The sequence below is a fragment of the Actinosynnema sp. NPDC049800 genome, assembly GCF_040656635.1.
Lineage (GTDB): Bacteria > Actinomycetota > Actinomycetes > Mycobacteriales > Pseudonocardiaceae > Actinosynnema.
Map to the genome: position 1 here is coordinate 52594 of NZ_JBFAMT010000004.1, position 26271 is coordinate 78864.

The window sequence follows — 26271 nt, forward strand, 5'->3', positions numbered from 1 at the left end:
GCCCGTCGCGCGTTCCGAGGAGACACCGTGCGCTTGCCGAACATCGCCGCAGCAGCGGCATTCGTGGTCCTCGCCGGGGTGGTGACGACACCGGCGGCGCAGGCCGCGGCCACGACGCTGTACGTGAACGACGTCGCGACGTGCAGCGACAGCGGTGACGGCAGCGCGGCCACGCCGTTCTGCACGGTGCAGGCGGCGGCCGACGTGGTCGAGCCCGGCCAGGTCGTCGACATCACCGGCACGCAGGACGAGAGCGTGACGATCACCCGGTCCGGGACCGCCGACGCGCCGATCGTGTTCCAGGGCGGGGCCGTGCGGCGTCCGGCGGGCGGCACCACGCCGACGATCACCGTGCGCGGCGCGCACGACGTGACGCTGCGCGGCATGACCATCCACGGCGCCACGGTCGTCGACGCCGTCCTGATCGACGGCGCTGCCCGAGTCACGCTCGACCGCGGCTCGCTGCGCCCGGACGCGAACCCCTACGGCGGCGCCCACGCGGTGCGCGTCACGGGCGGGTCCACCGCGGTCACGGTCAGCCGCACGAACTTCGGCACGCGCGGCCGGGCCGTGTACGCCGACGGCGGCGCCAGCCTCACGGTCACCGGCAACACGATCACCGAGCTCGGCAACTTCGGCGTGATCGCCGAGAACGTCGACGCCGTCGCCGTCGCCGGCAACACCTTCCGCGACTCGTGCCACCGCGGGATCGTGATCACCGGCGCGACCACCGGCTCCTCGATCCAGAACAACATCATCTCGGAGGTGCTGTCCTCCTCGGTCAGCAGCTACTGCCCGCGGGGACCGGTGCACACGATCGAGGTCGACAGCGCGGCGGCGCCCGGGGTCACGCTCGACTACAACATCGCGTACCTGTGGGTCAACGTGTACCGGTGGGCAGGCGTCGTCCACCACGACCCCGCCGAGCTGCACGCCGCCACCGGGCAGGGCGCGCACGACCTGAAGACGGACCCGGACGAGGGCACGCCCGCCGTCGACTCCGGCAATGCGGACGCACCCGGCGTGGTCGACGCCGCCAACGGCCCCAGGGTGGACAACCCGCGGGTTCCCGACACGGGGACGGGTGCGGTCTCCTACCTCGACCGCGGCGCGCAGGAGCAGCAGGACCGGTTCGTCGACACGTCCATGAAGGTGTCCGCGTCGCAGGCGCCGGTCGGTGGTGTGGTCGACTTCAGCGGCACGGTCCGCTCCGAGTGGGGATCGCCCGTCACCTGCGCGGTCGACTTCGGGGACGGCACGACGACGTCCGTGTCGCCGTGCTCGGCGTCGCACGCCTACAACGCGACCGGCACCTACACCATCCGCGTGACCGCCTCCAGCGAGTCCCGCCTGACCACGAGTCGGTCCTGGTCGCTCAAGGTCGTGCCGGCCGGCGGCACGTTGACCCCCCGCCTGACCGCGAGCAGCTCGGGCGTCCTGACCGGGCACTTCACCGTGGACCCGGGCGACAACCCGTGGAACATCGCCAGTACCGAGTTCGACTTCGGTGACGGCGACACCGCAACCGTCGGCGGCACGGGCAGCCACCGGTACGACCTCCCCGGCACGTACCAGGTCCGGGCCACCGTCACCGACGCCGCCGGCAACACCGCGACGACGTCGACCACGTTCACCACGCTCGGCTCGGGTTACGTCAAGCACGGACCGACCCGGTTCCTGGACACCAGGAGCGGGGTCGGCGCCCCGGCCCAGAAGGTCGCGCCGTACGGCACCGTGCGGCTCGCGATCGGCGGCCGCCACGGGATCCCGGCGGACGTGACGGCGGTGACGGTGAACCTCACCGTCACCAGCGCGACGGCCGACGGGCACCTCACCGCCCACCCGGCCGGGCAGGCCAGGCCCACCGCGTCCGTGGTGGACTTCCGGGCCGGCGTGACCGTGCCCGGGCTGACGACCGTCGCGGTCGGCGGCGGCCACGTCGACCTGTACAACGGCAGCCCGGGCTCCGTCGACCTGATCGCCGACGTCGCCGGCTACTTCACCAAGGGCGCGACGGCCGAGGGCTTCACCACCGTCTACCCGTCCCGGCTGCTCGACACCCGCACCGGCATCGGGATGACGTCGCCCCGGCCGATCGCCGCCGGCGAGTCGTTCAGCCACCGGATCGCCCACGTGTACGGCACGGTGCCCGACTACGCGACCGCGGCCCTGCTCAACATCACGGTGGTCAACCCGCGCGCGTCGGGCCACCTGACGGCCTTCCCCACCGGCACGGCCAACCCGCAGACCTCCAACCTCAACTACGCGGCCGGCCAGACCGCCACGAACTCCGTGATCGTCCCCATCGGCGCCGACGGCCACGTCACGTTCCACCCGAACGCGACCACGGACCTCGTCGTCGACGTCGTCGGCTACTTCTCCTCGGGGGGCAGGAGCTTCCTGCTGCCCTTGTCACCGCGCCGCGCGGTCGACACCCGCACCGGCGTCGGCGGTCGCACCGGCGCGCTGCCGGGACGATCGACCACCGAGTACACCTTCGACCACAACGCTCCGTCGTTCAACTTCGTCCCCAGCGCGGTGATGTTCAACGCGAAGGTCGTCAACCCGCAGCGCGGTGGCTACCTCACCGCCTACTTCCCGGGTGCGATCCCCACTCCCCCGGACGCCGCCACCCTGAACTTCACCTCGGGCGCCGTGACCAACAACCTCGCGGTCACCGAGCACTCGAGGACGGCGTTCCACAACGGGAGCGACGGCACGGTCGACCTCGTGGTCGACGTGACCGGCTACTTCTACGAGAACTGACGCCCCGCACGACCCGGGCCAACCGGCCGTGACGACCACCGCGCCGCCCTCGACTCCACCGGGGCGGCACGGTGGTCGTCGGCGAAATGCCGAAAGACCCGCTCCCCGGCCGGGCAATCGATTCCCGGACGACCGTGGTCGACCCCGAGTTTTGCGGACAAGCCCGATAGCCGCCGCACCCGGAAACGGCGAGACCTCGAACCCCGATTTTGGCGGGTAACAAATCCGGGGTAGTGGCCGACTCAGGGGATGGATGATCCAGGAGCCGTCATCACCGGAGGTCGGGACGGGTCGGGAAACCCGAGTGTTCATCGCACTGGTCGGCGCACGACGACATGTACCCGATCGGGATGGAGTGGTGTCGGCAAGGGGGTACGGTCATCGTGATGCGGAGACGAGCGGTGGCCCACGCGTGTTCGAGGGCCGGGTATCGCGATTCGACGGGTGAGCGGTCTTGCGGATTGGCGTCCGGTCACCTCCTGGGCACGAGGAGGAAGTGATCCATCGGTGACGAATCCTTTTGCCCGGGGTGAGCGCTCGATCGCGTCGCAGCGGATCCAGGGCAGCATCGTCTCGTCCGGTGACAATGCGCAGAACTACCACATCACGCTCCCGAACAACGTCCCGTCGCCCCGCGATATCGCGCCGAATCGGTTGTGGAACCTGCCGCGCCGCCCGTCGGACGTGTTCGTCGGACGCCGCCAGTCGCTCGGCGAGCTGGGCTTGGCGATGGCCTCGGGCAACGGGGTCATCGGGCAGAGCGTCGCCGGGATGGGCGGTGTCGGCAAGAGCGAGCTGGCCCTGCAGTACGCGTTCCACCAGCGGGACCTGTACTCGTGCGTCTGGTGGATCACCGCGGACACGCCGGAGAACATCACGTCGGCGCTCGCCTCGATGGCGTCGAGGCTGGCCCCCGTGCTCGGCAGCACGCCGCTGGAGTTCAGGGCCGACTGGGCGCTGAACTGGTTGCAGGAGCACGATGACTGGCTGCTGATCCTCGACAACGTCGAGAACCCGGAGGACATCAACAAACTCCTCGTCGCCGCGGACCGGAGCCACGTCCTCGTCACCACCCGTCGAGATCTCGACTGGACGAAACGCGGGCTCCGCCCGGTGCGCCTGGGAGTGCTCAGCCGCACTTCCGCGATAACGCTGCTGTGCGAGCGGTCCCAACAGTCCGACGAACGCGCCGCGGCGTCGGTCGCCGAGGCGCTCGGGTTCCTGCCGCTGGCGTTGGAACAGGCCGGCGCCTACATCAGGTACCACCACGTCTCCATCGCCGACTACGCTTCCCTGCTCGCCGCGCAGCCGTACGAACTCCTGGCCGAGACCAGCCCGGAAATCAGCCAGGAACAAGCCGTCACCCGAACCTGGGACATCACGCTCGCCGCCCTGCGCGACGGGCCGGTCCCGAAAGCGGTCGACGTGCTGAACGTGCTCGCCTGGCTCGGGCCGGACGACATTCCGCGCAGCCTGGTCACGAACCTCCTGGCCGGTGACGAACTCGCGGCGAACCGGATCCTCGGGCACCTCGCGTCCTACAGCATGATCACCCTGACCGCCGACTCCATCAGCATCCACCGACTCGTCCAGACGATCCTGCGCGTGGGTCAGAAGGACGCGCCGCCCACGGATTCGGGACTCGCGCCCGCGGCGACCGAGGCGATCGACCTGCTGGAGCGGCAGATCCCGGAGGACCCGAGCACGAACGTGGACGGCTGGCGGCTGTGGTGGCGCCTCTTACCGCACGTGCACGCGCTGGCCGACGACATCGGCGGTGACAACCGGGACGCGCCTCTGCGCACGTTGTTCAACCAGGCGGGGCTGTTCGCCGCGGCGCAGGGGATGTACACGGCGACCGAGCGCTTCGCGACGCTGGCCATGCGCATCGGCGAGGCCACCCTCGCGCCGGACGACCCCGAGATGGCGACGTTGCTCGGCAACCTCGGCGCGGCCTACTGCTCGTTGGGCCGGGCCGAGGAGAGCATCGGCCTGGAGGAACGAGCCCTCGCCATCACGACCCAGCGCCTCGGGCCGAGCCACCTCGACGTCGCGACCAGGTTGAACAACCTGGCCACCAGCTACAGCCACCTCGGCCGCATCCCGGAAGCGGTGCCGCTGGCCGAACGCGCGCTGCGGATCGCCCAGGCGGGGCTCGGCCCGACCGACCCGTTCCTCGCCGGGTGCAAGGCGAGCCTCGCGGGCTTCTTCCGGGAACTCGGGCAGACCCGCGAGGCGGTGCCGCTGCTCGAAGAGGCGCTGGCCATCGAGGAGAGCGCGTACGGCTCCGACCACATCTTCGTGGCGTACCGGATGTGCGGCCTGTCGTCGAGCTACCGGGAGCTGGGTCGGACCAACGAGGCGCTGGCACTGGCCCAGCGCGCCCACGAGATCAGCAAGGAGCGGTTGCGGCCGGAGCACCCGGACCTCGCGTTCTTCCTCGCCGAGCTCGGTTCGGTGTACGGCGAGATGAACGAGTACGAGAAGGAGCTCGAACTCGAGGAACAGGCCCTGGAGATCACCCGGAAGTCGGTCGGGGAAGACCACCCCGACATGGCGTTCCGGCTCGGCGACATCGCCAACACCTACCGCCAGCTCGACCGCGCCGAAGAGGCCGCCCGGCTGGACCGGCAGGCACTGGACCTGCTGGAGGCCCGACGCGGACCCGACCACCCGGACGTCGCCACGCTGCTGGCCAACCTGGGGCACAGCTACCTGCAACTCGGGCTCGCGGCCGAGGCGGTGCCGCTGCTCAAGCGGGCGCTCGTCATCACCCAGACCCACTTCGGCCGCGACCACCGCGACGTCGCGCACCGGTTGCGCGGCCTGGCCTCCGGCTACCAGAAGCTCGGCCGGGCCGAGGAGGCCGTGCCGCTGCTCAACCGGGCGGCGCAGATCATGCGGCACACCTACGGGGAACGGCACCTCGGGCTGGCCCGGGTGCTGTCCGACCTGGCCGACGCGCACGCGGACCTGGCCAACCTGGACGACGCGGTCGGCACGCGGTGGCAGGCGCTGGAGATCACCCAGAACGTGCTGCACGCCTACCACCCCGACGTGGCCCTGCAACTGCGCGAGATCGCCACGACCTACAGCAGGACCGGTCGACCGGGCGACGCGGTGCCGCTGCTGCGGCGCGCGCTGGAGATCGTCGAGTTCGAGCACGGCCGGGACGCCCCGGAGACCCTGCCGTGGCTGGAGGCGGTCGCCGACGCCCACCAGGACGCCGAGCAGTTCGACCTGGCCGCGAGGTCGTACCGGCGGGCGGTGGGCATCAGCACCACCGAGCACGGTGAGGACATCGCCGCCGCCTACTACCTCACCGGCCTCGGCCACGCCTGCTACGAGCTCGGCCGCTACGAGGAGGCCGTGGCGGCGGAGACGCGTTCGCTGGAGATCACCAGGCGCCTGCTCACCGACCACCCGACCGCTGAGCTCGACCAGCGGATCCTGCTGCTCCGGCTGGACAACCTCGCGGCCACTTACCGGGCGCTCAGCCGGTACGACAACGCGCTGCCGTTGGCGCTGCACGCGTTGACCGTGGCCGAGGCGATGCACGGCAGCCGCAGCCCCGAACTGGTGTCACGCCTGGAGGAACTCGCGATCACCCAGCGCAACGTGGCGGACTACGCGGCGGCCGCGGTGACGGGACGCCGGGCGCTGGAGATCGCGGAGGCCGCGTTCGGCGAGGACCACCGTGACCTCGTGAGCCCGCTGCGCGAACTCGTCACCACCTACCGCGAGCTCGATGACTACCGCCGGGCCATCCCGCTGGTCCGGCGGGTCGTGCGCCTCGTCGAGGCGGAATCCGGGCCGGATTCGCTCGACGTCGCCCAGGAGCTCACCACGCTCGGCAACCTGCACTTCCTGGACGACGATCCGGGAGCGTCCATCCCGGTCGAGACCCGCGCGCTGGAGATCAGCGAGAGGGCGCTCGGCCCCGACCACGTGGACCTGCTCCTGCCGCTGTTCAACCTCGCCGCGAGTTGTCGGGCCCGCGGACGTGAGGCGGACGCGATCGCACTGGCCGAACGCGCGCTGACCATCGCGCAGAAGAACCTGGACCCGGACCACGTGACGATCCGCGACCTGCGCGACTTCCTCGGTCCGCCCGACCCGACCCCACCCCGGTGGGGCCCATGACCCACGACACGATCCCCCGTCCCGCGGCCCCGCCCGTGACGAGGACCGACTTACCCACCCTGCCCAGGAGGAGCCCGCATGACGGGTGAGCCAGTTGAGGAGCCCTCGGCCGCCGAGCCGTTCTCGGCCGTAGCGGGCCTCGGACCGCACGGCGAGACCGCCGCGGAGAGATTGCGGGAGGTCCACGCGGAGTTGCGCAAGCGCGGCGCGAGGGACGACGCCGAACGGCTCGTCGTGGCGAACCGGGCGGCGGCGCTGCGGGACTTCCCGGCGCTGGAACGACTGGTCGAGCGCGAGCACCGGCTCGACCAGCTCGAGGACCTCCAGCACCACGAGATCCGCCGGATCACGAGCCTGCGCAACGGCACGGCGCTGCTGCCGCTGGTGATCACCTGGCTCCTCCTCGGCTGGGCCAGCCTCCTCTACCAGCGGCAGCTCACCGCCGACCCGGACTTGGCGGCGCAACCGTTCCTGTCACTCTGGCAGACCCGGTTCGGCGGCGGGTTCATCCTCACGTTCACCGAGACGGCGCTCACCACCGTCGTCCTGATCCTGGCGATCCTGTGGTTGACGGTCCGGGCGCACCGGGCCGAGACCACGTCGAGCCGCGTGCTGGCCGACCTCGACGGCCGGCTGGACGACGCGATGGACGCGCTCGCCGCCGCCATCGCGGAGGACGTCGTGCAGCCGCCGGTGACCGCCCGGGAATGGGCGCAGACGGCGCAGGAGATCCTGGCGAAGACGCAGGACGCGCTGCGCACGACGCAGGAGACGATCACCACCGCGATCAGCGAGACCAAGGACCTCGCCGAGACGAACCGCAAGCTCTCCGCGGACGCGCGGGAGGAGATGGCGAGGCTCCAGCAGCAGGCGCAGGACCAGGTCGCCGGGCTCCAGCAGCGGGCGCAGGAGCAGATGGCCGGGCTCCAGCAGCAAGCCGAGACGCTGGTCGCCGGCCTGGCCAAGGAGGTCCGCGACACCCTGAGCGCGGTCCGGGAGGACAACACCCAGTTCATCGCCAGGACCACGCAGGAGGCGCTGCTCGTCCTGCGGCAGGCGGTGACGGACAACCGGCAGCTCGTCGAGCAGCAGATGACGCCGTTGTTCGACGGGTTCCGCGAGTCGTTGAAGGACTACCGGGCCGACCACCAGGTCTACCGGGCCGCCGCGACCGAGCTGGCCACCGAGGTGACCGGGCTGTCCGGGTCGGCCGCGGTGATCGCCTCCGCGTCCAGCTCGCACGCCGAGGCCGCGAAGGCGATCGACCAGCAGCTGGAGCACATCAAGCGATCGCAGACCGACCTGGTCGCCACGGTGGCGCAGCACTCGACCGACATCAAGAGCGCGGCCACCGCGCTGAGCGAGGTGGCCACCCTCCTGGCCGACCGGATGCGCGGCGACCTGGAAACGCTGACCGGCGACGTCGTCCTGGCGGGCAAGCGCATCGCCGACGTCGACGCCGGGCTGTCCGTCACCACGAGCGAGCTGGCGAAGACCATGAGCGCGCTGGCGACGACCACGAGCACGCTGGCGACGACCACGGGCGCCTTGCGGGGCGCGGCCACCCAGCTGGCGAACGCGGCGGCGGCGAGCCCCGCCCGGCGGGGCGCGTGGCGGCGGCTGTGGTTCCGGCGAGGCGGTGGCGCATGACCGATCCGAGGAACGAGGCGGTGAACCGGCGTGCGGACCTCGACCGGTAGGCGTCGCGCGGAACGCGATCCGGGCAACGCCGTCTTCGGCTCCATCGGCTGGCTCTTCGCCGACCTCATGCTCGCGCTCGCGCTCGCGTTCATCGTGGCCGTGACCGCCGCGCCGCCGCTGCCCCCGGGCGCCCAGGCCGAACCGACCACGACCACCACCACGCCACCGACCACGACGACCACCACCACGCCGAGCCGGCCCACCGGGCCCGCGCTCGAACTCGACCCGGTCAAGCTCGAACTGCCGATCGACGCGGCGGCGCTCCTGGGCGGCGACGCGGGGACGGCGCAGGGGTTGCGCGACCGCGTCCGGGCGGACCCGCGGCTCGCGGGACGCCGGGCCGGCCTGGTGATGACCTTCGGCGGCACCGGCGGGTCGAGCCAGGGCGCGAACGTCACGCGCGGCCTGGCGATCGCCGACCGGGTCAACGGCGTGCTCGGCGAGCTGGGCGCGCAGGGCTTCGTCTTCGACTCGACCGTGTACCGGTCGTTCATCAGCCTGGGCTCACCGGACGCGCTGAGCATGGACGTCTACCTGTTCAAGGTCTGACGGTGAGCACGTTCGCGGGAAAACACAACACATTCCGTCGTTGGAGGTAGTCGACATGAGTGCGGAGATCGCCGAGCTGGCGAACGCCGTGGTGCCCTACGTGACCGCCGCAGCTGGCGCCTACGGCAGCGCGGTGCTGACGAAGTTGCAGGAGCAGTCCGCCGACGCGACCGTCCGGACGGGCGGTTCCCTGCTGCGCAGGCTGCTGGGCAAGGAGAAGTCCGCGCCCGCCTTGGAAGCGGCCGTGCTCGACCTGGCCGAGGACATCGAGGACCCGGACCGGCAGGGGGCGCTGCGCTTGCAGATCCGCAAGCTCCTCGCCGAGGACGAGGAGCTGCGCGCCGAGATCTCGGACGTCCTCAAGAGCGCGGGCGTCACCGTCACCGCGTCCGGGGACCGGGCGGTGGCGGCCGAGGCGATCACCGACAGCGTCGTCTCCACCGGCGACGACGCCCAGATCACCCAGATCACCCGATGAGCTCGCCGGAGGCCCAGGACGCGACCGACGTGGTGCTGGCGGAGATCCGGCGCCTGCAGACCACGTTCGACGCGAAGATCCGCTACGACGAGGCCAGGGAGCGGGTCTTCGACGCGATGAGCGAGGAGCTGACCGCGCACCGCCAGGGCCTGATCCAGGCCCAGCTGCGGACGGTCCTGCTCGACCTCGTGACGATGCACGACGACCTCACCAAGCTGGCCGGGTCGCCCGGCCGCGACCCGGCGACCGTCGAGGCGCTGCTGTTCTTCCGGGAGACCGTCGAGCAGACCCTGGCCCGCAACGGGGTCGAGGCGTTCACCGTCGAGGGGCCCGAGGTGGACCGGGCGCGGCAGAAGGTCATCAGCGTCGTCGAGACCGCGGACCCCGGCCTCGACCGGCACGTCGCCGAGCGGTCCCGCACCGGCTTCTCCTGGCAGGACAAGGTGCTGCGGCCGGAATGGGTCAAGGTCTACGCCGCGGCCCAGGGCGCCGCGGCCGAGCCCGCCACCGCCACGTCGACCGACCCGGCCCCACCGGCAGACACCCCGACGACCACCGAAGAAGGAGCGCCGAGTTGACCGAAACACCCGTGTACGGAATCGACCTCGGGACGACCTACACGTGCATCGCGCACGTCGACCCGCTCTCCGGCCGTCCCATGATCACCCCGAACGCCGAGGGCGACCTCACCACGCCCTCGGTGGTCCTGTTCGAGGACGCGGACACGCGGGTGGTCGGCCGGGAGGCGAAGAGCACCGCGATGCTCGACGCGGGCCGCGTGGTCGAGATGATCAAGCGGCAGATCGGCCACGGCGAGTGGCGGCGGGAGTTCTTCGGCCGGGAGTACTCCCCGGAGGAGATCTCCTCCTACATTCTCCGCAAGGTCGTCGACGACGCGGAACGGCACGACACCGTCCGGCCGCACAAGGTCGTCATCACGTGCCCGGCCTACTTCGGCGTGGTCCAGCGGGACGCGACCGCGAACGCCGGGCGGATCGCCGGGCTGGACGTCCTGGAGATCATCAACGAGCCGACCGCGGCCGCGATCAGCTACGGCATGCAGGACCGGACCGACCAGGTCGTCCTCGTCTACGACCTCGGCGGCGGCACGTTCGACGTGACCGTGATCAAGATCGAGGTCGGCGCGATCACGGTGGTGGCGACCGACGGGGCGCACGAGCTCGGCGGCCGCAACTGGGACGAGCGGGTCGTCCAGCACCTCGCCGAGCAGTGGCAGGCCCAGCACGGGAGCACCAGCGACCCGCTCGACTCGCCGGAGACCCTGCAGGACCTCTGGCAGCAGGCGGAGATGGGCAAGCGGGCGCTGAGCGCCAAGGGCGAGACCCGGATGCGGGTCGTCCACGACAACCACCAGCTCGCGGTCACCCTGAGCCGGGAGAAGTTCGACGAGCTCACCCGCGACCTGCTGGACACGACGGTGGTGCTCACCAAGAAGGTGATGGAGACGGCGCGCGAACTCGGCCACCCGAAGGTCGACCGCATCCTGCTGGTCGGCGGCTCGACCAGGATGGTGCAGGTCACCGAGCGGCTGAAGGAGGAGTTCGACATCGAGGTGACCATGGTCGACCCCGACCAGGCGGTCGCCAAGGGCGCGGCGATCTACGGGCAGAAGCTGGCCGTCGGCGACCGGCTCCGCGAGGTGACCGCCGAGCTCGACCAGGACCCGGCGCGCCAGGGGACCTCGACGCGCGAGGCCGCCGAGGAGCTCGTCGCGTCCGAGCTCGGCCTGCGGCTGGACACCGTGCGCCACCTCGACGGCATGGTGGTCAAGAACGTGCTGAGCCACAGCTTCGGCGTCCGTTCCTTCACCAAGGACGACAAGCCGGTCATCTACAACCTCGTCCGCGCGCAGGAGCCCTTGCCCGCCGAGGCCATGAACGTCTTCGGCACCCGGCAGGCCGGCATGGGCGAGGTGGAGCTGCGCATCTTCGAGAACACGGTGCGGGACCGGATCGTCGAGGACTTCGACACCGCCGAGGAAGTCGGCCGCGCGGTGCTGAAGCTCGTCGCCGACCTGCCCGAGAACTCGCCGGTCGAGGTGCGCTTCAGCATCAACGGGCAGGGCCGGCTGCAGATCACCGGCCGCGACAAGGCGACGGGGGGTGCGGAGGTGAACGCCACCATCGAGACCAACCGCGCCCTGTCCGCCGCGGAGCTGAGCGACGCGGTCGAGCACGCCAAGAGCATCCGGATCATCAGCTGATGCCCGGGTCGACGACCGCGACGGTCCGGGCGCCGGACCGGGGAAGGCGGACACGATGACACCGGCTGTCGGCATCGACCTCGGCACCACGTACTCCGCGGTGGCGTGGGTGAACCAGGACGGCGACCCCGAGATCATCCCCGACGCGGCCGGCGAGCCGCTCACCGCGTCGGTGGTGAGCTTCGCCGGCGGCGCCCCGGTCGTGGGCGTCTCGGCCAAGGCCGACCTGGCCGCCGACGCGACCGAGGTCGCGCACCTGTTCAAGCGGTCGATGGGCAACGCGTCGTTCCGGTTGTCCCTCGGCGGTCGGGAGTGGAGCCCGACCGAGCTGTCCGCCCTGGTGCTCGGCCACTTGAAGGCGCAGGCCGAGGCCGCGCTGGGCGTGCCGGTGACCCGAGCCGTGGTGACGGTCCCCGACTACTTCACCCATCCCCAGCGCTCGGCCACGATCGAGGCGGGCCGGCTCGCCGGGCTGGAGGTGCCGCGCATCATCAGCGAGCCGACCGCGGCGGCCCTCGCCTACGGGCTGCGGCCGGGACCGCGGTCGCGGCGCGTGCTGGTGTACGACCTGGGCGGCGGCACGTTCGACATCTCGTTGGTCGACATCGACGCCGACGGGATCACCGTGCGGTCCACCGAGGGCGACCACGAGCTCGGCGGACGCGACTGGGACGAGCGCCTGGCCACGATCATCCTCGACAAGCACCCCGAGGACGCGGCCGCGATCGAGGCGCACCCCGGCCCGCTCCTCGTGGCCGTGGAGGACCTCAAGCGGATGCTGTCCGCACGCCGGGCCGCCGAGGTCCGGCTGGTCGTCGGCGACCGGACCCTGCGCTGCGTGGTGACCCGCGAGGAGTTCGAGGCGGCCTGCCGCGACCTGCTGCAGTCGACCGCGCAGCTGACCGGGAAGGTGCTGGAGGAGACCGGGCTGGCCTGGTCCGACATCGACGGCGTGCTGCCGGTCGGCGGCTCGACCCGGATGCCGATGGTGCGCGACTGGATCGAGGCCATGTCCGGCAAGCCGCCGATGAGCGGCGTCCACCCCGACCAGGCCGTCGCCCTCGGCGCCGCCGCCCAGGCCGCGATCCTGCTCGAGCAGGAGGCCGGGCTGAGGCTCGACGGCCCGGGCGAGGTCGAGCCCATCCTCCGGCTGTCCGCGCCGCGGCGGGTGGTCGGCACGGTCGCGCACAGCCTCGGCATGATCGCCGAGAACGCGGCGGGCGACCGCTACGTCAACAGCGTGCTGCTGCCGAGGAACCGGACGATCCCGTGCGTGGAGACGCGCCCGTACCAGTTCCACGTCAAGGGCGACGGCGCCGACCTCCTCGAGGTCTTCCTGACCCAGGGCGAGACGGACGACCCGGCGCCCTGCGCCTACCTCGGCCGGTACCTGGTCACCGGCTTCCCGGCGGGATCCCGGGGCCGGACGGTGGTCGACATCGCCTACGCCTACGACGACAACGCCATGGTCGGGGTGACCGCGACCGACCGGTCCAGCGGCGCCGCGCTGCACGTCGAGGTCGCCGACCTGCCGGAGGACGTGCCGCAGCGCTTCTTGGAACCACCCGTGCGCACCACCGTCCGCGAGCCCCTGACGATCTACCTCGCGTTCGACCTCTCCGGCAGCATGGCCGGCCGGCCGCTGGCCGCCGCGCAGGAGGCCGCGCGGGCGTTCCTGGTGCAGCTCGACCTGACGAGCACGGAGGTCGGCATCGTCTCGTTCTCCGACCGGGTCGCCGTCAGCCTGCCCGCCACCCACAACGCCGCCGACGTCGAGCGCGCGATCGGGCGGCTCACCGTCGGCAGCACCGGGGTCGGCAACGCGACCGACCCGTTCCGGGAGCTGCGCCAGTTGCTCTCCGGTGTCGAGGGTCGCAGGTTCGGCGTCGTCCTCGCGGACGGCGTCTGGTACAACCAGAGCGGAGCCGTCCAACGGGCGCACGAGTGCCACCGCGACGGCATCGAGATCATCGCGGTCGGCTTCGGGTCGGCCGACGAGAAGTTCCTCCGGAAGATCGCGTCCTCGACCGAGCAGGCCCTGTTCACCGACCTGGGGAAGCTGTCCTCCGTGTTCGGCACGATCGCCCGTGAGATCACCGAGAGCGGCTCGTCGGACTACCGGCTCTCCGGTGCCGGGTGAGCCCGGTGGCCAAGGACCGCCCGAACTTCTTCGCCCTGCTCGGCCTGGACCCCCACGCTCCGTGGGACCAGGCCCTGTTCGTGCGCGTGCTGGCCAAGCGCCGCAGCGAGTGGTCGACGGCCGCCCAGAACGGTTTCCCCCGCAAGAAAGCGCAGGACGCGAAGTACCACCTGACGCTGTTCGCCGAGATCAAGGAGGTCATGTCGAGCGCCGACCGGCGCAGGGAGGAACGCGAGCTGGCCATCCGGCACGAGCGCGCGGCACTGGAGGACCGCCGCCGGGAGGTGGGCGGGCGGCTGTCGCTCATGCTGGCCAAGGGCTACCTGCTCGTCGAGGAGGCGACCGGCCTGCGGGCGGAGTTCGCCGACGTCCTCGCCGCCGACCCGGCGCTGGCCGACCGGGTCGAGCGGGCCGAGAAGCGCAGCTCGGGCGGCGGGACGGCGAGCGCGCGGCTCCCGCCGGAGGACGAGAGCCGCTTGAGCGGTCAACTCGCGGAAGTCGGCGAGATCAGCCTCTACGAGCTGCTCCGGGGTGTCGACGAGTCCATCACCAACACCTCGCCGCTGCCGCAGCTGCGCCAGGCCGCGCAGGAGCTCTGGACGCGGACGCACCTGATCAAGGACAAGTCCGACCCGACGCTCCCGACGCGGGAACGCCTCGGTGTCTTCGCCAAGTCCGTGTTCGCCTCCGAGGAGAAGCGCGCACAGCACGACATGTCGATGAAAGCCGTGACGCTGCAAGCGATCATCAAGCGGTTCGAGACCACCTTGAAGCTCGCCGCGTCGGTGAGCGCCCGGCAGTTCGAGCTGTACCTCGAAGAGGCGCGGCTCGGCGGCGTCGACGACCTCGTGCTGGCGAAGCGCGAGTTCGTGGCCCACTTCGGCAAGCTCGGCTGGGCCGTCGAGCTGCCCGCCGCGGAGTCCGAGCGGCAACTGCGCAGCCGCGTCCAGTGCCCCAGGTGCGCGGACCTGAACGACGAGACCAGCACCGCGTGCAAGACGTGCGGCCTGCTGCTGCGCGAGCCCTGCCCGCGCTGCGGCGCCGTGGACCCGGCCTACGGCCTCGGTTGCCGCCGGTGCGGCTTCCCGATCGGGCAGCGGTACCTGGTGGAGGAGCTCATCACGGAGGCGAAGAGCGCGCTGAGGGAGCGCGACCTGGAACAGGCGCGGCTCAGCATCGACCGGGCCGCCAGGATCTGGGCGGTGCCCGCGGACCGGCCCGACCCGCTGGCCCGGGAGATCCGCGAGTTCAAGGGCTCGGTCGACACCACCCTGCTGTCGATCAGCGAAGCGGTGGCGCGCATCGACAAGCTGATCGACGGGCGCAACTACGTCGCCGCCGTCCGCGAGATCCGGGCCGCGCCGGAGGAGTTCCCCCGCCGTGACGTGCTCCTGGAACGGGCGCAGACCGAGATCGACAAGGCCACCGAGCTGTACCTGCGGGCCAGGCGGCCGGACACGCCGAACGCGCGCCGGGCCGAGCTGTACGCCGCCGCGCTCGACCTCTGCGCCGACCTGTCGGCCGCGCGCAACGAGCTCGACCGGATCCCGCCGAACCCACCGGGACGGGCGCGGGCCACCGTCACCGACCCGGCCGCCGGCGTCCGGCTGACCTGGCCCGCGTCGCCCGACCTGGACATCGCCTACGTCGTCGTCCGCGTCACCGGGGACCGGGTGCCCGAACGCCCCGACGAAACCTCCGGCCCCGCCCGCCTCGGCCGGACGACCACGACGGGGTTCCGCGACGCCGCCGCGGCCGGCCTCCCCGGCGTGCCGCTGCGCTACGCGGTGTTCACCGAGCGGTCCGGCACTTACTCCACGCCCGTCGTGACGGCGCCGGTCGTCATCACCGCCGAGGCGACCGTCGAGACCGACACCGACGACGGCGAGGTCACGGTGACCTGGCACGTGCCGGACACCGCCGTGCGGGTCGAGGTGTCCCGGGCCGAGGTCGGGGCCGAGCACGACGCGCCGGTCGTCCTGGCGACCACCGTGCCCGGCAGGGTGACCGACACGGACGTCCGCAACGGCGGCCGGTACCGCTACACGGTTCGCGTCGCGTACCCGGGCCCCGCGGGCGGGCTCGTCTGGTCGTCGGGCCGGTCGCGGGAGGTCACCCCGGCGGGCAGGCCCGCGCCGCCGGGTCCGCTGACCGCGGTGCGGATCAGCACCGAGCTGAGCCTGGCCGAGCACACGACCCAACTGCGCTGGCCGCCGCCCGGCCAAGGCGTCGTCAAGGTCGTCCGGGTGCGCGGCACGGGCGCCCTGCGGGAGGGCGACCGGGTCACCGAGGCCGACCTCTTCCACGCGGGACGCGTGCTCGACGGGCCCTCGCCGGTCAACGACGCGTGGATCGACAAGGGCCTCGTGCTCTGCACGTACCTGCCGGTCGTGATCCTGAACGGCACGGGTCACGTCGGCAAGCCGCGGCACTACGCGAGGCTCCCGGAGCCGACGGGCATCCACGTCGAGTACGTCGGCACGGCGGTGCGGGTCGGCTGGACGTGGCCGGAGGACGGGACCCGGGTCCTCGTCGGCTGCGAGCTGTCCGACCAAGCACCCGTGGATCCCACGGTCGCCGCACGGCAGGTGCTCGTCGGCAGGCACCCCGGCGATCGCTTCGGTGGCTGCGAGATCCCGGCGGGGTCGAGCACGCACGTGTCCGTCGTGCTCGCGTCCGCGGTCGACCACGAGGGCTTGCCGTTCGTCGGTTCCGGCGTCCCGGCCCATGCCGTCCGCCCGACCACGCACATCGGCTACGAGGTCCGCACGGGCGCCCGTCGGCGACTGGACCTCGTGCTGCGGGCCGACACCCCGGTCGACCTGCCCGCCCTGACCCTGCGCGGCCACCCCGACCGGCAACCGCACACCGCCGACGACGGCGAGGCCGTCACCACCCTGCCCCCGTCCCGCCTGGTCGACACGCACGCGGTCCACCTGCCCAAGACCGCCCGTCCCGACTTCCGGTACCGCCTCTTCCCCACCACCGCCCCGTCCTCCGTCCGCCTCGACCCCCTGTGACCGCGCCGGCGGGCCGGTGGCGCGACGCTCCCCCGACCCACGACCGGATCACGAGGGCAGGTTGGCGGCGGCCGCGCCGGCCAGCGAGGTGGCCTGCGGGCAGTACTCCCCGCCGGGGCGGTCGCTCCTGACCGACAACTTCAGCAGGTCGACCGTGGTGCTCCGGGGCCGGTTCGGCGGTTGGTGGAGCACGCTGACCGTGCAGCTCGTGCCCGTGTCGGCGTCCAGCTTCACGAAGGCGTGGTGCCCGCCGATCGCGACCTCCTCGCCCTCGACGGGATCGGTCGTGGCGTGCTGGTCGTAGCGCACGTAGACCTGCACGCGGTCGACCGCGCTGTACCACTTGCACCCCCAGCCGCCGAGCATGCCGACGGCCGAGCTCGAATCCACCGCGGGCAGCGCGGCCAGCGCGGTGTCGTCCAACAGGCCGCACGCGTCCACAAAGGCCAGTGACCCGGCGGGGAAGGGTTGGTTGCGACGCGCGATCCGGCCCTCGCCGACCACCTGGCGCACTGTGACAAGCGCGTGGTCGGCCATGGCGCACAGGTCCGCCGGCGCGTCGGGCGCCTTCGCCGTGACGCGCACCCCGTAGCTGTCGTCCACCAGGAACGTGCGGTCGCACTCGTCGGCGCTCGACGGTTCCGGCACGACCTCGAACGGCTCGCCCCGCACGGGGTGCGACTTGCGGGTCACCAGCTGGACCTCGACGTCGACCGGCTCCCGACCGCCGACGTCGACCAGCACGTCGCAGCGGTTGAAGTTGCCGTACGTGGTGTGCAGCTCGGCCGGGCCGAACCGGTCCCACGCGCCCTGGTCGACCAGCGCGCACGGGTTCGCGGTCCGCTCGTCGCCGATGAGCCCGCCGGCCCCGGGCCGTTCGGCGCCCGCCTCTCCGGACCCCGGCCACGGGTTCACCGCGTACAGGGTGGCGGCGATGATCGCGACCACGAGTGCCGCCGTGCCGATCCAGTACCGGCGGCGAGGTGGCCTCCGCTCCGCCGTGACGGGCGCGGCGGGCGGTTCCCAGTCGCCGACGATCTCCTTGATGCGGCTGCGAACCTGGCTGGCGGTGGGCCGCTTCCCGGGCCGCGGCGCCAACATCTCGGCCAGCAGCGGTGCGAGCGGACCGGCCTTGGCCATCGGCAGCGTCTCGCCCTCGCGGGCACGTCTCAGGACCTCGTACGCGTCGCCGGCGCCGTAGGGCGGAGTCCCCTCCACCGCGGCGAACAGGGTCGCCCCGAGCGAGAAGACGTCCGAGGCCTCGCCGGCCGGCTTGCCACCGGCCACCTCCGGCGCGGCGAACGCCGGCGTCCCGCTGATCCGGCCGTCGTCGGTGCGGGTCACCTCGCGCCAGATGGAGATGCCGAAGTCGGTCAGCTTGGCGAGGTCGCCGTCGCCGACCAGGACGTTGCCGGGCTTCACGTCCCGGTGGATGATCTTCTTCGCGTGCACGGCGGCCAGCGCGGCGGCGACCTGCAAGCCGATCCGCGCGACCCGCTCCGGCGGCAGCGGGCCGGAGGCCGTGAGGAGCTTGTCCAGGCTGTCCGCCGACACGAACTCCATGACGAGCCAGCACTCGTCGTGGTCGTCGACCGTGTCGAAGACCGAGATCGCGTTGGGGTGGTGGACCTGCGCGGCGGTCTCGGCCTCCCGGCGGAACCGCGCCCGGTCGGCGCCACCGGCCACCCCGTGCGGGCGCTTGAGCGCCACCACCCGCTTCAGCTTCTCGTCGAAGGCCTTCCACACGACACCGCCGGCCCCCGACCCCCACGCGTCCTCGAGTCGGTAGCGGCCGTCGACCACATCCCCCGTGCGCACTTCGCGCAGTCTAGTCGTTTCCGCGGTATTCGGTATCCGTCCTTTTGCGGATCGGAACCGGCCGTCAATGCGCAACCAGGACGGGCGCCTTGGAATAAGGCGAAGTGGTTCAGGCCACTTTCCTACCCAGCCGCACCATGACTGGAACAGTCTGCCGAAACCGTATTTTATTTCCAAGAATCGACCTTCAGCGACGAGTCCGGCCGGCCGGGGTGGGCACGGAAGCGCGCCGGGTTCACGTCGACGAGCAGACCGTCGCACACCCCTATTGTTCACGTGCGTGAATCGGTGGACGACCACCGCGAAGTGTGCGCCTTGTTGATCAACGAAGTCACCGCACTCCCGGCCGGCACGGCTCCGGCAGTTCACCGATGTGAATGTTGTTGCCTGTTCCGGAAAGTTGCGCAATGCTCCCTGGGAGCGTTCCCAGACACCGCTCCCTCGCGCCGAATCCGCTGTTCGGCGTCGGCTGGTGTCCGGAGGAACCACTGTCCGGGAGTGCTGTTCGCAAGGAGGCGACGCATGGATCTGCGCATTGGCAAACCAACGAGAAGTCGAGCCGCCGGTATTGCCGCGGCCGTGTCGGTGGCGGCATTGACCGGGGGTTTGGTGATGGCGGCCGGCACCAATGCCAATGCGGCGGCCGGGTGTCGCGTCGACTACACCGTGACCAACCAGTGGGAGGGCGGGTTCGGCGCCAACGTCACCGTGACCAACCTGGGTGACGCGGTGTCGAACTGGACGCTGGAGTGGTCGTTCGCGGCCGGTCAGAAAGTCACGCAGCTGTGGGGCGGCGAGTTCTCCCAGTCGGGCAGCGCGGTGACGGTCCGCAACGCCTCCTGGAACGGCTCGCTGGCGACGGGTGCGTCGGTCACGCCGGGCTTCAACGGGTCCTGGAGCGGCTCCAACCCCGCGCCCACCTCGTTCAAGCTCAACGGCGTGGCGTGCACCGGCCAGCCCACCGACACCTCGACGTCCACGGCGACCTCGACGTCAACGTCAACCTCGACCTCCACGTCGACCTCCACCACCACGACCACCACGACGTCGAACCCGCCCACGGGCGCCGCCACCGGCTTCGCGTCCCAGAACGGCGGCACCACGGGCGGCCGGGGCGGGGCGACGGTCCGGGCCACCACGGGCACCCAGATCCACCAGGCGCTGTGCACGCGGGCCAGCAGCTCCACCCCGATCGTCATCGAGGTCTCGGGCACCATCAACCACGGCAACACCGCCAAGGTCTCCGGCAACAGCTGCGAGACCGCCGCGGGCGTGATCGAGCTCAAGCGGGTCAGCAACATCACGATCATCGGCGTCGGCGGCGGCGCGGTGTTCGACCAGCTGGGCATCCACATCCGCGAGTCCCGCAACATCATCATCCGCAACGTGACGATCCAGAACGTCAAGAAGTCGGGCTCGCCCACCTCCAACGGCGGTGACGCCATCGGCATGGAGAGCAACGTCCGCAACATCTGGGTCGACCACGTCAACCTGCTGGCCTCCGGTGGCGAGTCGGAGGGCTACGACGGCCTCTTCGACATGAAGGACGACACCCAGTACGTGACCCTGTCCTACAGCACCCTGCGCAACTCCGGCCGCGGCGGGCTGATCGGGTCCAGCGAGAGCGACGTCTCGAACGGCTTCGTGACGTTCCACCACAACCTGTACGAGAACATCGACTCCCGCACGCCCCTGCTGCGCGGCGGCATCGCCCACATCTACAACAACCACTACGTGAGCCTCAACGAGACCGGCATCAACTCCCGCGTCGGCGCCAAGGCCAAGGTGGACAACAACTACTTCAAGAACTCCCGTGACGTCCTCGGCACCTTCTACACCACCGAGGCCGGCTACTGGCAGGTCAGCGGCAACATCTTCGACAACGTGACCTGGTCCGCCCCGAGCAGCGACCACAAGCCCGCCGGGCCGGACGTCAAGTCCACCACCACCGTCAGCATCCCCTACAGCTACACCCTCGACCAGGCCACCTGCGTGCCGAGCATCGTCAGCCGCACCGCGGGCGCCAACACCGGCCTGAGCGAGTCGAACGGCAGCTGCTGACCGACCACACCGTCGCAGAAGGCGGCTACCGGGCAGCACTCGCCCGGTAGCCGCCTTCTCGCCGAACGCAATCGTCCATCGCCTTGAGTACGACCTGTCCCGGGACCTCCAACAGAGGGGCTGAGACCTCGTCCCCGACCGAAGGCGCGGCCGGACCTGGTGGCAGGGCCGGCCGCGCGCCGCGGCTCAGCTCTTGTACTCCGAGTACAGGCAGTACAGGTCGAACCCGCCGGGCTGGGCGTCGAGCTGCTTGACCAGTTCTCCGCTCTTCTCGAAGTCGGCGAGCACGTGGTGGTTGCCCGCGCCCAGGCCGACCGCGAACAACGGCTTCCCGATGGGCGAGTCGCAGGCGGCCTCGCCGGTGCCGGGCGGGTGGAACTCCGGGCACGTCGTGCACGCAGGCAACGTGAACTCGTGCGCGGTGGAGCCCGCCAGCTTGATGTTGATCGGGCTGTTGACGGTGTTGTAGAAGGTGATCGTGATCGGGCCGCCCGCGCCGAGGGGTGCGGGGACGGGCACCCGCGCGCCGGTGCCGATGGCCACCTTGGCGGCGATGCGCGCCGACTGGGCCTGCGGCACGTCGCCGTGGTCGGCGAACGTGCTGATGAACCGGTCCAGCGTGCCGACCGCCTGCTCCGCCTGGCCGTCGCGCAGCTCGCTCAGCCCGCAGTCGAGCATGGTGCGCGGGTACTGGTTCTTCGCCTCGCCGGCCACCTTCGCGGCGACCTTGTTGGTCAGGCCGGAGAAGAAGGCGAGGACGTCCACCACCTTGCACGGCTGACCGGCGGCGAGCGGCGCGGTGGCCGCCGCGTAGAGCGCGTCGAACGCCGCGGGCACCTCCTTGGCGGCCGGCGTGTCGCCGAACTCGTCGGCGATCGCCTCGAGGGCGTTGGCCGCCGCGCTGGAGCCGACGGGCTGCTCGGAGGTGAGCTGCTTCGCCAGCCGCAGGTAGACGTCGGCGACCTCCGCGGCGAACGACTCGTCCTCGGAGAGCAGGTCGCGGTAGACCTTGATCGCGTCGACCAGCTTGCCCTCGTCGCGCAGGCCGCGAGCCCAGGTCGTGTAGGTCTCGACGAGCTCGTCGTGGACGAACGGGCTCAGCGGGCTGTCCGGGTGGTCGCGGCGGAACTGGCCGTAGCGCTGCACGGCGGTGGCCTCGTCCTCGGCGTCGGCCGCACGGGTGAAGTCGGCGCACTCGTCCAGGCCTCGGATCGCCGCGGCGACGTCCGAGCTGAGCGTCAGCTCGTAGGGCCCGGTCACCGCCTCGAACTGGCCGGTCGCCGCCGCGCAGTCACCGCGCCCCTGAGCCGCGAGCCCGTCGTCGTAGGCGCCGCGGCCCAGCACGCCGTACCCGATGTACGCGCCGACCACGGCGAGCACCGCGATCGCCCCGATCACCACCGGACGGCGGTTCGCGACCGGCGGGTGCTTCACCGCGATCCGCCACGCGTCGAGCACGAGGATCACGAGCCAGGCCGCCACCAGGCCCCGCCACAACCACGGGTTGGCCGCCGCGTTGGTGGCGAACGCGACGACGACGAGCGCGACCACGAGCACGACCGCCGTCCACGCCTGCCAACGTCGGCGCAGGTAGAAGTACCCGGCCCCGAGCCCGGTCAGGTTCAACAGCACCGCCGCCGCGGTGGACCTCGGCTCCGGCGGCGTCAGCGGGATCCGCAGGATCGGGTCGGTCGGCGTCGGATCGACCCACGTGACGTGCTCGTCCGGCCCGCTCGGCCGCGCCCACGGATTCGCCGCCACGGTGGCCTGAGCCGCCGAGGGTTCGGCGGAGTGAACCGCCGCCGTTTCAACGGCCGGCGACTCAACCGCCGGCGGTTCACCGGCCACTGTTCCAACGGCCGGTGCTCCAGCGGGATCCGGCACGACGGCGGCCGGGCCTGCCGCTGCCGGCTCAGTGGCCTGGGGTGCTTCCTGCTCCGCCCGCATGGGTTCCGCCGCAGCGGGTTCCACCGGCAGCTCGGCAGTTGCCGTCCCGGCCGTCGATGCCGCCTGCTCACCCGGCGCCGACTCCGCCGGCAGTTCCGCGACCGTGGTGTCACCCTGTGCCGGTTCGGCAACAGGCACCGACTCCGGCTCCGGCACCGACTCCGGCACCGACTCTCGCACCGGCACCGACTCTCGCACCGGCTCCGACACCGGTACTGCAACTGGCGCTTCGTCCGGCGGTCCGGCCGCCGGCGTCTGCGCCTTCGATCTGTCTTCGCTCATCCCAAACCCCCCACAACGGTGTCCCCGACCCCACCCATAGGGGACCACACCACGGTCATCGGGTGCAGGGATTTGTCGGCGACAAGTAGTTGGGCCGAACCGGTCATCTTCGCAGCGAATCGGCCCGCGGCATCCTCTCACGCGCAGCAGCTCGCACGAACCGGTGCCGGAGGCGGTCGAGCGGCTCCATCACCCCGCCGCTCGCCCCCGAACGGACGTGAGCAGACCGAGTGCCGTGGTGATCAGGGGCGAGTGCTGGGCGCCCTCGGGCACCGCGGCGAAGATCCACCGCTGTGGGCGGGACGCGGTGATCCGGCGGATCGTGACCGCGGCGGGCAGGTCACGTTGGGCAAGTCGTGGGATCAGCGCGACGCCGTGGCCGTGCGCGACCAGTTGGGCGAGCGCTTGCCAGTCGTTGGTCCGGTGCGCGACGTCCGGGGTGAAGCCGGCCGCCGCGCAAGCCGTGGCGGTGATGGCGCCGCAGCAGCCCCGGCCGTCGCCGACGATCCACGGGTCGTTCCGGAAGTCCTTGAGCCCCAGCACCTTCCGCTCCAGCAAGGGGTGCCCGGGCGGCAGTGCGACGTCGAGCTCGTCGGGACCCAGGTCGACGCGGTGGTAGCGCGGGTCGCCCGCGGCGGGCGAGCCGGTGAAGTCGACCGCGAGCGCGATGTCGTGACGTCCCGCGTCGAGTTCGTCGAAGAGGGCGGGCGGCTCGGCCTCCGTCACCGTGATCTTGACGTTCGGGAGCTCGTCGCGGGCCCGGTCGAGCACTTGCGGGAGCAGGCCCGTGATCGCGGTGGGGAACGCGCCGACCTTGATCGTCCCGCGAACGCTGTCATCCCACGAGTCGAGCTCGTGGCGAGCGCGTTCGATCTCGGCGAAGATCGCGTCGGCGTGGGAGAGCAGCGCGTGCCCCCGCGGCGTGAGCACCACCCGCCGCCCGACCTGCTGGAGCACCTCGAAGCCGACGTCGCGGGCGATCCTGGCGATCTGCTGCGACACCGCCGACGGGGTCAGGTGCAGGGCCGCGGCGGTGGCCGTGATGCTCCCGCGTTCGCGGAACTCCCGGAGCACCCGCAACCGGCGCAGGTCATCCATGAAGTCAACGCTTAACGGTTGCATCCACACATTGTAGATTGACGTTAGCGATCACCTCGCCGAGGCTTGCGGCATGCGATCTCGGACAGACCGGCCCGATCCCCTCCGCCTCGGCATCGTCGCGCTCGGCGCGATGGGCGTCGAGATGCTCGCCGCGGCCGTCGCCCACCCCGGGTTCACCGTCGTCCGCGCGTCCGACATCGACCCCGCCGCCATCGACCGCGTGCGGGCCGCCTACCCGACCGTCACGTTCACGACCGACGCGCGGGAGATCATCCGATCCCCGGACGTCGACGCCGTGTACATCGCCACCCCGCCGATGTTCCACGCGGACCTGGCGATCGCCGCGATGCGCGCCGGTAAAGCCGTCTTCTGCGAGAAGCCGCTGGCGATCGACCTGGCGGACGGGCGCCGGATGGTGCGCACGGCCGCCGAGCGCGGTGCCGTCGGCGCGGTGAACTTCGCCCTGTCCGACCGCCACGCCGTGCTCGAAGTCGAGCGAAGCCTGGCCGCCGGCGAGATCGGCGAGGTCACCGGGATCGACATCGGCCTGTCGTTCCCCGAGTGGCCACGACCGTTCCAGGCGGACGCCGCCTGGTTGGCGGGCCGTGACCAAGGCGGGTTCGTTCGCGAAGTCCTGTCCCACTTCGTCTACCTGACCGACCGCCTGCTGGGCCCACTGGACCTCGTCGACGTCGGAATCGACCTGCCCACCGATCCGCGCGCGAGCGAGACCGCCGCACGCGCCCACCTCCGCGCCGGCCGAACCCCCGTCCACGTCTCCGCCTTCTCCGGCGCCGCCGGACCCGAGACCTACGAGTGGACCCTCTGGGGAACCGACCGCTCGTACCTGCTGCGCAACTGGGGCGACCTGCTCACCTCCGACGGCGGCGACTGGCAACCGACCACCCCACCAGGCCCACGAGGCTCCGAGACCACCCGACTGTCCCTGTTCGCCGCCGCCGTCCGCGGCAACCACTCGCCCCACCTGGCCGACTTCGCCACGGCCCTGCGGGTGCAATCCGTCATCGAAGCCTTCCACCACCCCAAGCCCAGCCGGTCCTAGCCGAGAACGGCCATCTGCTCCACCGTGCCGTGGATTGCCGGCCACACGATCCTTCGGCACGGCGACACGTTGAAGCACCACCTCACCGAACCCGGGTCAGCTCCGCTGCGCGGTCATCAGCATGTAGGGGGGTTCGCCGGTGCGGGCGCAGTTGGTGAACACCGAGTCCAGGGCGGCGACCGTGTCGGCCCCGTACTCGGCGGTCAGGTCGTCGCGGTGGGCGCGCAGGCGTTCCAGCAGCATCGGGTAGTGCCGGTCGGTCCGCTCGCTGATGTCCAGGTACTCGATCAGGTGCAGGCCGGCGTCCCGCAGCATCGGCGGGTACTCCTCCAGCCGGTGGAACGGCGTGTTCAGCGCGGCCCGGCGGTACTCCTCGATCATCCGCAACCGCTCGCCGGTGAACGGGATCCGCTCGTAGAAGTCCGTCAACGCCAACCGACCCCCCGGCCGCAGCACCCGGCCGACCTCGCGGAACACCCGCGGCCGGTCGGCCATGTGCACCAAGGACTCGATGGCCCACGCCGCGTCGAACGAGCCGTCCGGGAACGGCAGGTCCTCCGCGTCGGCGACCTCGAAGCGCACCTGCCCGTCGAGGCCGGCCGCACGCGCCCGCGAGGTGGCCTCCCGGACCATCTCCCCGCTCGTCGAGATCCCCACCACCTCCACCCCGGTCGCACGGGCCAGTCGCAGGGCGGGCGCACCGAGCCCGCACCCCACGTCGAGCACCCGCTGACCGGAGGTCACCGCCAGGCGCTCGATCATCACGTCGGTCAGGTTGTCCATCGCCTCGTGCAACGTGCTGGTGTCCTCACGGGAGTGCCAGTACCCGTAGTGGACGTTGTCGCCGGCCAGGCGGGCGATCAGCGGCAGGGCGTTGTCGTAGAACGCGACGACCTCGGCGCTGCTGGGAACGTAGTCGGTAGTCATCGGGTGCCTTTCAGCCAAGCGCGTCAACGAACGACCTGATCGGCGCAAGAG

15 protein-coding genes are annotated in these 26271 nt (G+C 71.5%); 11 read left to right on the top strand and 4 right to left on the bottom strand.

Translation table 11 applies throughout. The features are described from left to right. Positions 1-27: 27 nt before the first annotated feature. The 9 genes from AB0I91_RS07350 (at position 28) to AB0I91_RS07390 (ending at position 17021) form a co-directional block, all read left to right on the top strand. Positions 28-2766 (top strand): PKD domain-containing protein, encoded by a 2739-nt coding sequence (locus tag AB0I91_RS07350; RefSeq protein WP_499635763.1) that lies wholly within the window; start codon positions 28-30, stop codon positions 2764-2766. A gap of 507 nt (positions 2767-3273) precedes the next feature. After that, the gene (locus AB0I91_RS07355) at positions 3274-6909 is read left to right on the top strand and encodes a tetratricopeptide repeat protein (protein WP_499635766.1); all 3636 of its coding nucleotides are present in this window, start codon (positions 3274-3276) and stop codon (positions 6907-6909) included. Positions 6910-6987: 78 nt separating this feature from the next. Then, positions 6988-8559 carry an OmpH family outer membrane protein gene (locus tag AB0I91_RS07360; RefSeq protein WP_499635769.1) on the top strand — a complete coding sequence of 524 codons (1572 nt, stop codon included), beginning with the start codon at positions 6988-6990 and terminating at the stop codon, positions 8557-8559. Between the two features lie 30 nt (positions 8560-8589). Then, entirely contained in the window at positions 8590-9159 is a 570-nt protein-coding gene (locus AB0I91_RS07365; protein ID WP_498776712.1) for a hypothetical protein, read from the top strand. A 55-nt stretch (positions 9160-9214) separates the two neighbouring features. Then, entirely contained in the window at positions 9215-9637 is a 423-nt protein-coding gene (locus AB0I91_RS07370) for a hypothetical protein (protein WP_499635772.1), read from the top strand. Further along, positions 9634-10215: a nucleotide exchange factor GrpE gene (grpE, locus tag AB0I91_RS07375; protein ID WP_499635775.1), complete on the top strand. Its 582-nt coding sequence runs from the start codon at positions 9634-9636 to the stop codon at positions 10213-10215. The genes AB0I91_RS07370 and grpE overlap by 4 nt, the downstream gene beginning before the upstream one ends. Then, on the top strand, positions 10212-11861 hold the full coding sequence (locus tag AB0I91_RS07380) for an Hsp70 family protein (RefSeq protein ID WP_498776706.1): 1650 nt from the start codon (positions 10212-10214) through the stop codon (positions 11859-11861). Before grpE ends, AB0I91_RS07380 begins: the two co-directional genes overlap by 4 nt. Before the next feature lie 55 nt (positions 11862-11916). Further along, complete coding sequence (locus AB0I91_RS07385; protein ID WP_498776704.1) at positions 11917-14001, top strand: Hsp70 family protein; 2085 nt, start codon at positions 11917-11919, stop codon at positions 13999-14001. Positions 14002-14006: 5 nt separating this feature from the next. After that, positions 14007-17021, top strand: a complete 3015-nt coding sequence (locus AB0I91_RS07390) for a hypothetical protein (protein WP_499635778.1) — start codon at positions 14007-14009, stop codon at positions 17019-17021. A gap of 48 nt (positions 17022-17069) precedes the next feature. Here the strand turns inward: AB0I91_RS07390 and AB0I91_RS07395 are convergent, their stop codons facing one another. Then, positions 17070-18839, bottom strand: a complete 1770-nt coding sequence (locus AB0I91_RS07395) for a serine/threonine-protein kinase (protein ID WP_499635781.1) — start codon at positions 18837-18839, stop codon at positions 17070-17072. 612 nt (positions 18840-19451) lie between these two features. Between AB0I91_RS07395 and AB0I91_RS07400 the strand changes: the two genes are divergently transcribed. Further along, a complete protein-coding gene (locus AB0I91_RS07400; protein ID WP_499635785.1) occupies positions 19452-20900 on the top strand; it encodes a pectate lyase family protein in 1449 nt (482 codons plus the stop codon). A gap of 186 nt (positions 20901-21086) precedes the next feature. Here AB0I91_RS07400 and AB0I91_RS07405 read toward each other — a convergent pair whose 3' ends face one another. Together AB0I91_RS07405 and AB0I91_RS07410 are read right to left on the bottom strand one after the other, a co-directional pair. Beyond that, positions 21087-22661: a hypothetical protein gene (locus tag AB0I91_RS07405; protein ID WP_499635788.1), complete on the bottom strand. Its 1575-nt coding sequence runs from the start codon at positions 22659-22661 to the stop codon at positions 21087-21089. Positions 22662-23318: 657 nt separating this feature from the next. Further along, the gene (locus AB0I91_RS07410; RefSeq protein WP_498776694.1) at positions 23319-24227 is read right to left on the bottom strand and encodes a LysR family transcriptional regulator; all 909 of its coding nucleotides are present in this window, start codon (positions 24225-24227) and stop codon (positions 23319-23321) included. A 73-nt stretch (positions 24228-24300) separates the two neighbouring features. On the opposite strand from AB0I91_RS07410, the gene AB0I91_RS07415 reads away from it, so the two are divergent. Beyond that, positions 24301-25293, top strand: a complete 993-nt coding sequence (locus AB0I91_RS07415) for a Gfo/Idh/MocA family protein (protein WP_499635791.1) — start codon at positions 24301-24303, stop codon at positions 25291-25293. 96 nt (positions 25294-25389) lie between these two features. Here the strand turns inward: AB0I91_RS07415 and AB0I91_RS07420 are convergent, their stop codons facing one another. Continuing rightward, on the bottom strand, positions 25390-26220 hold the full coding sequence (locus AB0I91_RS07420) for a class I SAM-dependent methyltransferase (protein WP_498776690.1): 831 nt from the start codon (positions 26218-26220) through the stop codon (positions 25390-25392). Positions 26221-26271 lie beyond the last annotated feature (51 nt).